The organism is Streptomyces flavusporus, assembly GCF_046267975.1.
Classification (GTDB): Bacteria; Actinomycetota; Actinomycetes; order Streptomycetales; family Streptomycetaceae; genus Streptomyces; species Streptomyces flavusporus.
The window spans coordinates 6,241,472-6,253,806 of sequence record NZ_CP176503.1; the positions used below are offsets into that span (position 1 = coordinate 6,241,472).

General features: G+C 65.8%; 10 protein-coding genes. 5 read left to right on the forward strand and 5 right to left on the reverse strand.

What is annotated here, in order from left to right; translation table 11 throughout:
• Nucleotides 1-53: 53 nt before the first annotated feature.
• The 3 genes from ACKTSN_RS29545 to ACKTSN_RS29555 all read left to right on the forward strand — a co-directional run bounded on the left by ACKTSN_RS29545 (nt 54) and on the right by ACKTSN_RS29555 (nt 1,846).
• Nucleotides 54-590, forward strand: coding sequence for a hypothetical protein (locus tag ACKTSN_RS29545; protein ID WP_409471880.1), 537 nt, complete (start codon nt 54-56; stop codon nt 588-590).
• 142 nt (nt 591-732) lie between these two features.
• Nucleotides 733-1,269, forward strand: a complete 537-nt coding sequence (locus tag ACKTSN_RS29550; protein WP_409471881.1) for a hypothetical protein — start codon at nt 733-735, stop codon at nt 1,267-1,269.
• Between the two features lie 64 nt (nt 1,270-1,333).
• Entirely contained in the window at nt 1,334-1,846 is a 513-nt protein-coding gene (locus ACKTSN_RS29555; RefSeq protein WP_409471882.1) for a hypothetical protein, read from the forward strand.
• 356 nt (nt 1,847-2,202) lie between these two features.
• Here the strand turns inward: ACKTSN_RS29555 and ACKTSN_RS29560 are convergent, their stop codons facing one another.
• The 3 genes from ACKTSN_RS29560 to ACKTSN_RS29570 form a co-directional block, all read right to left on the reverse strand.
• Nucleotides 2,203-2,865: an HAD family hydrolase gene (locus tag ACKTSN_RS29560; RefSeq protein WP_409471883.1), complete on the reverse strand. Its 663-nt coding sequence runs from the start codon at nt 2,863-2,865 to the stop codon at nt 2,203-2,205.
• Nucleotides 2,866-3,156: 291 nt separating this feature from the next.
• On the reverse strand, nt 3,157-3,375 hold the full coding sequence (locus ACKTSN_RS29565) for a DUF397 domain-containing protein (protein ID WP_409471884.1): 219 nt from the start codon (nt 3,373-3,375) through the stop codon (nt 3,157-3,159).
• Nucleotides 3,375-4,220 (reverse strand): helix-turn-helix domain-containing protein, encoded by an 846-nt coding sequence (locus tag ACKTSN_RS29570; protein ID WP_409471885.1) that lies wholly within the window; start codon nt 4,218-4,220, stop codon nt 3,375-3,377. The genes ACKTSN_RS29565 and ACKTSN_RS29570 overlap by 1 nt, the downstream gene beginning before the upstream one ends.
• Before the next feature lie 219 nt (nt 4,221-4,439).
• On the opposite strand from ACKTSN_RS29570, the gene ACKTSN_RS29575 reads away from it, so the two are divergent.
• Nucleotides 4,440-5,075, forward strand: a complete 636-nt coding sequence (locus tag ACKTSN_RS29575; RefSeq protein ID WP_409471886.1) for an ATP-binding protein — start codon at nt 4,440-4,442, stop codon at nt 5,073-5,075.
• A gap of 76 nt (nt 5,076-5,151) precedes the next feature.
• On the opposite strand, the gene ACKTSN_RS29580 is transcribed toward ACKTSN_RS29575, so the two are convergent.
• Complete coding sequence (locus tag ACKTSN_RS29580; protein WP_409471887.1) at nt 5,152-8,298, reverse strand: DUF3427 domain-containing protein; 3,147 nt, start codon at nt 8,296-8,298, stop codon at nt 5,152-5,154.
• Nucleotides 8,299-8,434: 136 nt separating this feature from the next.
• A complete protein-coding gene (locus ACKTSN_RS29585; RefSeq protein ID WP_409471888.1) occupies nt 8,435-9,448 on the reverse strand; it encodes an SEC-C domain-containing protein in 1,014 nt (337 codons plus the stop codon).
• Nucleotides 9,449-9,734: 286 nt separating this feature from the next.
• Here ACKTSN_RS29585 and ACKTSN_RS29590 point away from each other — a divergent pair, with 286 nt between their 5' ends.
• Nucleotides 9,735-11,750, forward strand: a complete 2,016-nt coding sequence (locus tag ACKTSN_RS29590; protein WP_409471889.1) for an NACHT domain-containing protein — start codon at nt 9,735-9,737, stop codon at nt 11,748-11,750.
• The last annotated feature ends 585 nt before the right edge of the window (nt 11,751-12,335 follow it).

The window sequence follows — 12,335 nt, forward strand, 5'->3', positions numbered from 1 at the left end:
CTTGCACATGTCATAACGGCTGCAGTTCTGCTGGCCCCATCTCGTTCGCGGGCATGACCCAGCCCGCTGCCGCTGCTGCGCCGGCTCCCGCCATCCCGCCGACGGCCAAGTGCACGCTGGAGCCGGCGGCAGGAGGCGGATCGGTCACGGCAAACGGGACGGGATTCACCGGCGGCGCGCAGCTCCAGGTCCGAAAGCCGGATGGGACCCCGGGGACCACGGTGATCGCGGACGCCGCGGGGAATGCGACGGTACCGGGGCTCACCCCGCCGACTCCGCCGGCGAGCTACTTCCTCAGAGAATCGGTGAACAACGAGGTGAAGCAGGATGTGCGTTGCTCCACGCTCAACCTGCCCCCGGAGATGCAGGAGCTCCCCGAGCTCCCGGAGCAGGTGCCCGGAGAGCCGGGCCAGTCCGAGCAGGAGCAGGCCCGGGCGGAATTCCGGCAGGGGCAAAAGGACGGGTTCGCCCTCGGCCGGGAGCTGTGCGAGGCCGCCGCGCCGAAGAAGGGCGTCGCCGCCCTGGACCCGAACTGCGAACGTGGCTTCGAGTCCGGGAAGGAGAGCGCGCTCGACCTCTTATGCGACTAAAGGCGCGGACTTCCGCCGCTCGGGCATGGCTTCCCGCCCGTGTCGAAGCCGCCGCTGAGCCGGCAACACGCCGCGGGCGAATGACGGACACCCCACGCGGTGCTTCGGTCGAGGCGGCCGCCCTCGAAGAATCGAGAGACCGATGAAGAAGATCGCAGCGACTGTCGCTTCTGCCATTGCGCTGACCGGAGGTGTTTCCATTATCCCGGCTGCGTCGGCTTCTGCTGCCCCGGGCGCGACGTGCTCGGTAATACCGGCGGGGAACGGCACCGTCTCAGTTGTGGGTTCGGGGTTTCCAGGTAGCGGGCCATACGAAGTGGTGAACCGCAACGGCGCCACGGAAGCGTCTTCCCGTTTCGCGGCTGACGGGAGTATCGACCACGCAAGCCTCCCGCCCGGCGATTATTCAGTTGTGTTTGACCTCGCCACTACAGTTAAGCGTGCTGATTGCTCCCCGGCGGCCACCAAACCCGGTGAGACGAAGCCCGAAAAGCCGGGCCAGTCCGAGCAGGAGCAGGCCCGGGCGGAATTCCGGCAGGGGCAAAAGGACGGGTTCGCCCTCGGCCGGGAGTTGTGCGAAGCCGCCGCACCGAAGAAGGGCGTCGCCGCCCTCGACCCGAACTACGAACGCGGCTTCGAGTCCGGGAAGAAGAGTGCAATCGACCAATTCTGCAACTAAGACGCGGACTATCGAAACACCGCAGCCAGCGCAGAGCTGCATCCTCGCCGCTTCAGGAGAAACCATGAACAGAAAATGCACGGCCAGGCGAAGCGTCGCGCTGATCGCGTCGGCGCTGTTCGTCTCCCTGGCGCTCCCGCAGGCTTTCGCTGCACCTAGCCCGGCGGCTCATGCCTCCGCGTCGGCCGCCGTCACGCAGGGCGGCGGCGATTTCGAAAGGGGATTCCGCGCGGGTTTCGAGGCTGGGAAGGCGCAGATCCCGAAGGCCTGTACGACCAAGGTTCCACTCAAGATCCTCACACCCAGCAAGGCCGAACGGGACGGCTTCATCGCGGGCTTCAACAATGCACTGGCCACCTTCTGCCCTAAGGGAACCAAGCCGGGGGAGCCTTCCGGGAGGGGGTCCGATGTTGCAAGGGCATCCACCGCCGGCTTCCAGGCCGGGAAGGCGCGGGTCCCGGGGGCTTGCAAGACCAGGACTCCGCCCAAGTTCCTCACCCCCAATTCGGCCGCACGGGACGCCTTCATCGCGGGCTTCAACAACGCGCTGAACGAATTCTGCCCGAAGAGCCGATGACCGGCTGGAGCTGACGCGCCTCAGAGTGCCCCGAATACCGACTGCAGGCAGCGTTACGCCCCAATGCCCTGCTATCGAAGGGCCTGTGGGGCAAGATCGAGGCAAGTGTCCCCCCAACTCAGTTACCCCGCAGGGTGATCCGGCCGGTCATCAAGACTTCGTGGTTTGCGAAGGGCGCGAACCCCGCTTTCCAGCGCCGGGCCCTCGACCTCCTTGCCGCAGCTGTCGATGCCGGGGACGCTGGTACGCCACCGCCATGGATCTCGTACGCGATGTCCGCCGCGCGCTCACCTCGCACCAGCACGGGAGCTGCGTATGCCACCTCGACGTCCGGCTGCACGTCCGGTCGCCGACAGTCAGAGCATGGAGTCGTTGAACTGGCGAACGTGACCCGCAAGTTCCAGCAGGCTCCCGATGCGGAAGGTCGGCAGCTCGCGGGCTTCGGCGCTGTTCCACTGAATCGTGGCCCACGGCCCTCGATGCACCAACGCGGTGTACATGCCGGCCTGGCCGGCGGGCCGGATGTCGTTGTCGCATCGATCCCCGACGTAGAGGATCTCGTCAGCGTCGTACGGCACGGCATCCGCGACCCGCTTGAAGAACTCGGGATCGGGCTTACTGGCCCCCCAGTCGTCCGACGTGCCGATCAGATCCACGTCACGGGAAAAGAGCTCCCTCAGGATTCGCCCGGCCCGCACGGTCTGGTTGCCCGCGATGCCGAGCCACAGCCCTTCAGCCCGGAGCCGAGCCAGCGCCGGACGGACGTCCGCGTACAGATCCTCTTCCCCGAAACCCTCCGCCTGTCCGGCAGCGACCCGCTTCTCCCGCTCCTTGGAGAGATCGAACCCGGGCCGGAACTCCTGGAAAGTCTCGCGGTAGTCACGCCCTTGCGCGATGACGGCCCCGAACATCGCATGAAAGGTGTGCCGCGGCACCCCCAGCCAGTCCGCCCAAGTCCCGTACTCCCCGGTCTCGTCCACTAGGCACTCGCCGACATCGAAGACTACTGCGCGAATCATGGGGGGCAGGGTATCGGCGGTGTGAGCCGAGGCGCCGGTGCGCAGAAGTGGCTGGCGGGCGTGAGGCACTCGTGGCCCAGCCGCGCGGGCGTCGTGTCGGCGCGCACCAGCTTCTCGGTGAGGCCTAGCAGCAAGCGACCAAATCCTTGGCTCGGCATAAGAAAGAAGACCGAACACGTGAGTGAGGTGGATAGCTGTCAGGGATGTCCTTCCAGAACTTCGCGACCTTTTGGATCGTGCTTCGGCAACGATGGTTGGTTGAGGCCCGTCGAGAAGACGTGGAGACCGGCATTAGCGTCTGTGGTCGGCACTACCCCTCAACTCACCTTGTTCCAAGGCTGCTGTGAAGACACGCCAGGCCACGTGACCTACAGCGACAACGGGCCCATCGGCTTGCTTGGAGTCGCGTATGAGCGTGCCCTGCTCCTGCCCCGCGCACTCCACACATTCGGTCCCGCTGCCGCCGCTGTAGGAGGACTTGAACCAGTGGGGCGTCGAGGGCGCCGTCATCACAACTCCTTGCTTATGCGGTGGACGATCTCCGCCGAGGACTCCAGATCGAGTGCCTGCGCACTGAGGTACTCGAACGCCAACCTATAACGCTCCAACTCCTTGGGCTGTTCCATGAACAGCCCACCTCCGATGAGATCTACGTAGACCACGTCGAGCTCCGAGGTCGGACCGCGGAGGATGGCGAAGCTGCCGACGGCTGCTGCGTGTGCGCCTGTTGAGAAGGGCAGCACCTGGAGGGTGATGTGCGGCAGGTCCGACATGGTGAGAAGGTGCCGGAGCTGGTCCTGCATGACGCTGCCGCCCCCTACCCTTCGTCGGAGCGCAGCTTCGTCGATCACACACCAGATGTGTGGCGGTTCGGGACGCTGGAGCAGCTCCTGTCGCTTCATGCGAACGTCGACCATGTGGTGCACTTCCCGCTCTCCGCACTGCACTTCCGAGGCGCGGTGGACCGCCTCGGCGTAGTCGCGTGTTTGTAGGAGCCCTGGGACGTACATGCACGCGTAGTGATCCTCGCGGATCACCTCGTCTTCAAGCGTCAGCATGAGGTTCAGGGACTCGGGGATGGGGTCGGCCAGTGACTGCCACCAGCCCCGAATCCTGGCCCCTTTGGCTAGTTCAACTAGCGCTTGACGCTCCTCGTCCGGAGCGCCGTACTCGCGGCACAGGGCATCGACAGCAGGCCACTTGACCGGGCCCTCCTTGGTCTCGTAACGACTCAGCGTCGCCTTCGAGATGCCGACGCGTGCTCCGGCCTCCTCCAGAGTGAGCCCTTTGAGTTCACGCAGTCGGCGCAGGCCGGCGCCCAGTTGGCGACGGCGTGTCGTCGGTCCAATTGCCATTTTTGCGACCCTTCATGTCGAGCCATCAGATCGTCCTGGCTGCGCCGGGGGACAGCAAGACGGCGTACGCCGGGAGCGCGTGACGTGGCCGCGCGCTCCTTTCTGTGCGATATGAGAGTTCCATTTTGAGAGTTCCAATGCAACTCTCGGTGTGTTGCCGGTTGCACACCGCGACTCAACGTGCGGATGGAGGGGTTGAGTATGAGCTGCACTGCATGCATGCAGAGGAAGCAGTGGGACTTGGCGTTTCTGGCAGCGCCCGAGGAAGTGGCCGCCTTGCGTCGCGTGCTACGGGTCCATCTTGGGATCTGGGGCCTGCATGACATCACGGACGCAGCCCAACTCTGCGTGAGCGAGTTGGTCGCCAATGTCATCAAGCACGTCGGTCATGGGACTCCGGCCACTCTCGAGGTCTCCATGCAGGGCACACACCTGCGCATCGCGGTCAATGACCCCGACACACGCGCCCTCCCCACACTTGTTGTCGCAGCCTCCGACTCTGAGGCCGGACGAGGCATGGCTCTCATCGACGCCGTCGCCGACCGCTGGGGTGTCCAGATCCACGATGATCGGAAAGTCACCTGGTGCGAGCTGGCAACGGGACTCACCTCGCCGAACGGGCATGTAGGAGGCGCCAGTGTCACACGCGCCGAAGCTGTGCTCGACGTCTACACGACAGCAAGGCCGCCTCGTGAGCGGAGCTCGAGCAAGCTGAGTGTGGCGATCTCTGAGGAGACCGCGATCGACGTCATCACGGACTTCCTCCACTGGCTCCGAGCCCATGGGTCCGATCCGGACGAGGCCCTGGACCGTGCTCAAACGCGCTTTGAGGCGGAGGTCGCGGGGACGACATAAGGACATCCTTGCCGAACCCGGCGGTGAGGCAGCCCCGATGGGTATCGGGACTGCCAATCTCTGCTTCTGGAGCGGGCTACCCGGCCGCGATGGCCGAGTACGTCCAGACGTCGGCCGGGAGTTCGTGCTGGAGGTCCCAGGTGATCGCCATCGGCTTGCTGCCCGTGTGCTTCACGTAGGTGGCAGGGCCCAGGAACATCCAGGGTTCGGACTTGCCGATGGCGTTGCGCTTGTAGCGGCGCAGGAACAGCAGGACGTGGCTGCCTTGCTGGGCGTGCCGCTGGTAGCGCAGGCCGGTCGGAGAGTTCTCGGGGGTGTTGCCCTGCGACTCCCAGTGGAATCGGGTGGGGCTGATCGCGTAGTCCTTGTAGCGGACGCTGGGGGAGAAATCCCGCTCGTTCTTCTCCAGGGTGATCAGCAGAGCGTCTGTCTTGATCTCCTCGACCCAGCTCACTCCTTGGCTGAAGACTCCGGGCATCTGCCCGCCCAGGCGCGCCACTCCGAGGGCTGCGAGGACTTCGGAGCGGTTGTAGGCACTGTGGATTTTCAGAGGAAGATGGCTGAGTGGTCCGTCCAGAGGGAGGGGGAAGTGGTCGTAGCGGTCGAGGACGTACGACAGGACTTGCTGGAGTTCGTTGCGGAGCAGGTGTTGTGTGCGCAGCGACTCCAGCCCCTCCCGGTAGCTGGTGAAGCCGCCCGCCTTGTCCCACAGGTTGAAGAAGAGCATGCGGGCGTACGCCTGCTCGGTCGGGGACAGGGCGTCGTAGTCAGGGGCTTCATCTGCCAGAAGTCGCAGATAGGCCTGGGCTCGCTCAGGATCGTCCACATGCAGGAAGGCGTGGACACGCTTGAGGAGCTCCTCCTCGCCCGGCAGCGGAGGCTCCTTGATGATCCCGGCTTTGCGTAGGACCTTGGTCCATGAATTGTCGCTCTTGTAGAGCTCCTTGATGTCCCGCCGGCTCTCGCGCAGGTAGGCGTCGAGCCTGGGTGTGCTGTAGTCCCTGACCTCTTTCGCCAGCGTGGTGATGGTGGCGTTGAGCTGGGTGCGGATGTTGTCGAGGACGAGGTCCTTGGACTTGCCCTCCAGGATGATCTGACAGCCGGAGGGAAGCTGCGGAAAGTCGCGCTCGATGCTGTCGACCAGTCGGTTGCGGGATAGGTTCGTCAGCGCGCGGAACTGTTCTTCGAAGCGGAACTCCGCTCGGTGCTGGCCGATGAAGTCGAGGACGGTCAGTACGGGCTTGGCCGTCGTACGGCGCAGGCCGCGCCCCAGCTGCTGCAGGAAGACAGTCGCGCTGTTCGTGGGGCGCAGGAGCAGCAGTGTGTCGACTTCAGGGATGTCCAGACCCTCGTTGAACAGGTCGACGGAGAAGATCACTTGGATCTTTCCGGTCTTGAGGTCGGTCAGCTTCCGTTCTCGCTCCGCGGGAGTCGAGTCGCTGTCGAGTGCCGCGGCCTGGAACCCCGCCTTCCGGAATTCCTCGGCCATGAAGTGCGCGTGTGCCTTGGTCACGCAGAATCCCAGGGCGCGCATTGCCGCGGGGTTGGAGATCTTGTCCTTGACCTGCTTGACGACGATGAGAGCCCGCACGTGGCTGGCCGTGAAGAGGTTGCCGAGCTCGTCTCGGTCGTAGGAGCCCGCTCGCCAGTTGAGCTGGGTCAGGTCCGTGCCGTCTGGGATCCCGAAGTAGTGGAAGGGACACAGCAGATCGGCTTCAAGGGCTTCCCAAAGCCGCATCTCGGCAGCGATCCGGCCGTCGAAGAACTCGTCCTGCACATTGAGCCCGTCCATTCGCTCCGGCGTCGCGGTGAGGCCGAGCAGTTCGGACGGTCTGAAGTGGTCGAGGACGCGGCGGTATGTGTTCGCAGTGGCGTGGTGGAACTCGTCGATGACGATGACGTCGAAATGGCCGGGATCGAGTTGCTCCAGTCGCTGGACGTTGAGCGACTGGACGCTGGCGAAGACATGGTTCCAGTCGCGAGGTTCCTGACCGTTGTAGAGCAGCTCACCGAACGAGGCGTCGGCGAGCACCTCTTGATAGGTGCGCAAGGACTGCCTCAGGATCTCCTTGCGGTGCGCGACGAAGAGCAGCCGAGGAAGCCGTCCACCGCGCTGGTCTCGCAGACTGCGGTAGTCCAGGGCCGCCATAACCGTCTTGCCGGTACCGGTAGCCGCGACCAGGAGGTTCTCGTGGTGGCCGCGGATCTCTCGCTCGACGCGGAGACGTTCCAGCATGTCCCGCTGGTGCGAGAAGGGCTGCACTTCGAGCCCGGAGAGATTGATCTTGAGGTCGTCACCCGCCCCCCTGCCTCCCGCTCGGGCCAGCGCTTCGTCGAGTCGCTCGCCGTCGTCATCGGGGTCGTACGACTCGAAGGCGACGTCGTCCCAGTACGCGTCGAAGGTCGCCTCGAACTTGTCGAGCACCCGGGGCGTGGCGACCGATGACAGTCGTACGTTCCACTCCAGACCATCGAGCAGTGCTGCCTTGGACAGATTGGAGCTGCCCACATAGGCCGTATCGAAGCCGGTGTCACGGCGGAACAGCCAAGCCTTCGCGTGCAGACGCGTCGACCGGATCTCGTAGTTGACCTTCACCTCGGCGCCGAACTCGCGGACCAGGCGGTCCAACGCGTACCTGTCGGTGGCCCCGATGTAGGTGGTGGTGATGACCCGGATGGGGACTCCCCGCTCCTTCGCCGCGCGGAGCGAGTCTTCGAGCACCCGTATTCCATGCCACTTGACGAACGCGCACAACAGGTCGATGCGGTCGGCCGTGGCAAGCTCCGCACGCAGTTCGGCGCCGAGGTTGGGGTCGTCTGGAGCGTTGGTGATCAACGCCGTTTCAGAGAGAGGCGTCAGGGGGCGAATCGCGTAGACACCGGGTGCCTCCTGCTCGGCAAGGGCCAGGAGCTGACGGGGGCCGTCAGCGATGGTGCCGCCGGCATGGTCCTCATCCGGGTCGGGTGCGCTAGCGGCCAGCGACCGCATGAGGTCGTTGGCGACGGCCACCTGCTTCTTGTGCGGTAGTTGGGCCAACCGGCGTCCTACGACCTCCCCGATGTGGCGGGCCAGCACGTGCGGCGTGGACTCTTCACTGACCTCCGCATCGATGGCCTTCCAACCCGCGGCTTCGAGTCCCTCCAGCTGTTCGTGCAGGTTCTGCGTGACGAGCTGCTCGTAGACGCCCGCGACCGGCTGCGTCAGGTCCCCTGATTCCCCCACGACCGCTCCTTCGATCCCCCATGCGTTCTTCCGCACGACCTTTGGTGCCGATAGGGATCAGTTCTAACAGCAGTCACTGACAATCGAAGGTCTTGTGCCGAAAGGTGATCGTTTTTGGACAGCTGTCGAGCTTGGCTCAGGCTTCCGTACCGTGGCACTCCCCATAAACCCGCCCCGACCCACACCAACATCCCGCTCCCCTCTGCGGCGGCCAAGCCACAGCCCGCCCCCTCGCCGCCAGCGTCGTCGCATACTGCGGCAGCAGGTCCGCGTCCGAGGGCGACGAACCCTCCGACGCCGCGAACGCCTCATACGACGGCACCGTCCCCGTCACGATCCCCAGATTCGGCGTCCCAGACGACGCCAGTTCCCGAAGCGACGCCTCTATCGTCGCCAGGTGCTCCTCATGCGAGGGATACTCCGCGGCCAGCGACGGATACACAGCCACCAGCTCCGCCAGTTCCCCCGCCGGCCAGTGCAGCACCGCCACCGGGAACGGGCGGGACAGTGCCTCCCGGTAGGCGCCCAGTTCCGCACGTAGGCGGGAGATCTCCGCCTCCAGTTCCGCCGGATTGTTCGAGCCCAGGGACCACACCCGCTTCGGGTCGTGCAGCTCGTCCAGGGAGACCGGCATCGAGTGGAGTGTGTCCGCGAGCAGGTCCCACTCGTCATGGGCGACGCCCAGCATGCGGCGGACGCGGTGGCGGCCGAACAGCAGCGGGTGCGTGGAGTACGGGGGCTCCGTCACGTCCGTGAGGAGCAGCCGTGCGCCCTCCGTGAACGTCTCCTGCGCCGCCTCCAGCTCGTCGTGGGATTCCAGGGCCTCGGCGATGATCACCCAGGGGGCCGGGTCCCGGGGCGAGGCTGTGCGGATGCCCTCGATGATCGCCCGGGCCTCGGCCTCGTGGCCGTACTCCCACAGGTTCGAGGCCTTCAGGGCTCGGACCAGGGAAGGGTTCTCCAGGGCGTCGGCAGACAGCAGGCGGTCGTAGAGCGCGGACGCGGCGGGGCGGTCGCCGGCCAGTTCCAGGTGGGCGGCGGCCCTCAGGAGGAGGGCTTCGGCGTCCTCGGGGTACAGGCCGACGGTTCGCTCCAGGCGGGCCGCTTCGGCGTGGTGGTCGACGTTCTCGGCGGGCGTGTCGGGGCGCATGGGGGACACCGTACTGCCGACGGGTGTCGGAGGAGAGGTATTGGCAGGTCACTGACATCCCGGCACGGGTCAGCCTGGCCGGAGGCAGTGATCGCTTTGGTTCGGCTGGAGGACGGTCGGGTGGTGGGTGTGCGGTGCCGCAGGCGCCATGCTGGTATGTCCTCCCCGGCGCACTGTGAGTGACCTCAGCGAGATCGTCGGCCGCCCGGTGTCCGTCTCCGCACATGCCGTGCTTGCCTCGTGAAGAAGGCCACGCGTACTCCTCCGACCTGGCACTATCCAGATCATGTCGCGTCGTCGGTGGCTCTTCTTCGCTGTTTCGGTTCTCATCGCCCTCGGAGGGGTGATTTGGTTCTTTCGCCACCAAGGCCTGCAACGGGCGGACCAGATGAGCAGCGTGGGCGGTTTCCTCACAGGTGTCCTCGGCATGGTTCTCTCCCTCCGTCCGGCGCGTGGTTCGCAAGGCGAGGATCCCGACACCACCATGCTCGCCAAAACTCTGGCGACCGCTGTCCAGGACCAATGGCAGCGGGAGGTGGCGAACCAAGCTCTGCACCGGTTCGAATCCCTTGCCGTACGCTGGGCCGTCACCGACCGTAGCGGTCTACGCGACCACCCCGAGGCTGTGTTCGGCGCCGGCGCCACCGCCCAGGATGAGGTCGACTTCCATGGCACGGTCGCCGACGCGGCACAGCAGTACCTCTCACTCCCTAAGCAGCGCCTCGTTGTCCTTGGCGAGCCCGGCTCCGGCAAGTCCGCACTCGTGGCCCGGCTACTTCTCGACCTCCTCGGCGAGCGGCAGGACACCGGACCAGTACCGGTGCTCCTCCCCGTAAGAACCTGGGACCCCAGCAACGAGCACCTCAACGACTGGATCGTCCGCGAACTGGCCACGCTCTACTACGGTCGGAGCGAGGAAGTGCCGCGTCAGCTCCTGCTCGATGGTGCTCTCATCCCCATACTCGACGGCCTCGACGAGATAGCAGAAGCCTCCCGACGACACGCCCTCGCCGCCATCGACCGCGCGACCGGCGGCCGCCAGCCGGTCGTCGTCACCAGCCGAGTCGCTCCCTACCAGGCGATGGTCGACGAGTCCGGAGTTCTCGTCGCCGCCGCCGTTGTCGAACTGGCCCCCCTCGACATCAACGACGTGGTCACATGCCTGGACCGGTCCGTACCCGTCGGAGACGCCCGCTGGGACCCCGTCATTCGCTATCTGAGAGCCAATCCCAGTAGCCCCCTGGCCGAGGCGCTGTCCACACCGCTCATGGTGTTCCTGGCTCAGACCGCCTACGGAAGCCGACAGGCGCCCGCAACCCTCATCAACACGATCCAGAACATGAGCTCCCGTCAGGACGTCGAGCGCCATCTCGTCAAAGCTCTGGTCCCAGCCCGTTATACGGCCTATCCCGACCCCACGCACGCCCAGCCACGCCGCACCTACAGCGCCGACCAAGCCGAGCGTTGGCTCGGCTACCTGGCACGGAACCTGCAGCGCACGGCCACACGCGATATCGCTTGGTGGAAGCTGGCACAGCTGGTTCCTCGTGCAGTACTTGGCGCGTTCTTCCTGATCGGGGGCGGATCTCTCCTGGGCTTCGCAGCCGCGGCACTCTTCGGCACCGGCGTCGGTATCGCGGTCGGGATCATCGGTGGGGCCTTCTTCGGCTTCGGCGGCGAACTGGTCGAAGCCGTCTTCCGCCTCTTCGGCCAGCACATCGACCGCTCCGCCCCCGTTCCCGTCCATGCGGTCATCCACCAAGGCGGGCGCATTCGGCTTTTCGCCGGGACCTTTGTGGCGGGCGGCGTCGGCGGCCTTGGGTTCGCACTCGCTCTCCTGGCCTGGCACCGGCTGGGCCCCGCATGGGGCCCGGTCGTTATTCTCTGCGCACTCGTCGCGTGCCTGGTGATGGTAACGGGCCTCGCCGACGTACTACGCGGCCCCGTCAGCCTGACCGAGCTGACCCCGAGATCCATACTCTCCAGCGACCGGACGACCGCAACGCTGCGGGCCATCGGCCTCAGCATCGGAGTGGCACTCGGTATCGTGACGTTGACCAGAAGCGACGCTGGAATCGTCTCCGCCATCGGTTTCGGACTGGTGGCCGCCCTGTCCGGATACGGCGACTCCGCCTGGGGGTTCTTTCTCCTCACCCGCTGCTGGCTGGCCCTCACCGGCCGACTCCCGTTCCGGCTGATGACCTTCCTGGAGGATGCCTACCGGCGCGGCATCCTGCGTCAATACGGGCCTGTCTATCAGTTCCGCCATCAGCACCTCCAGGAGAGCCTCGCGAGCCCGTAGACGGCTGAATCCGGTCCGTTCACCCGCAGCACTGTCCGATGATGTGGCCCCTCCCGACGCACCCTGCGTCGGCTTCACTCTGCCGGAGTCGTTGTGAACTCGATCTCCCCGGGCTCGCCGAGCCCTCCTCCGCCCAGCGGCGGATGGTCGCAGCCGTGGCGTAGGAAGGTCCTGGGCGTTTTGGGTGCCCTGACGCTGGCGATCCTCACGGCTGTGGTTGGGGCCTGGGCAGAGCACAAGCTCCAGGAAGGGACAACCCTCGGGGCTCCGGAGAGCTCACCAGTACCGGGGACGAAGCCGCAGGGCACGCCCGACGGTCGAACCGAAGCCACCGCCACTCCTGGAGGGGCGGACCTGCACTGCAGAGCGAGCCTCCAGGCTGTGGGGCCCGTCCAGTGGTGGCCCTGCGCACGTGTCGAGAAGGACCGGATCACCTTCGGGGTCATGCTCCGTAACACGGGAGAAGGGCAGACCGTTCGTCTGCGCTTCGGGTATCTGACCGCAGTGCCACAAGGGTTCACGTCGTGCACGGGCGATGCAGGTTCGATGTTCTCCGTCGAGCCGGGCGCTGACACCCGCTGGGTC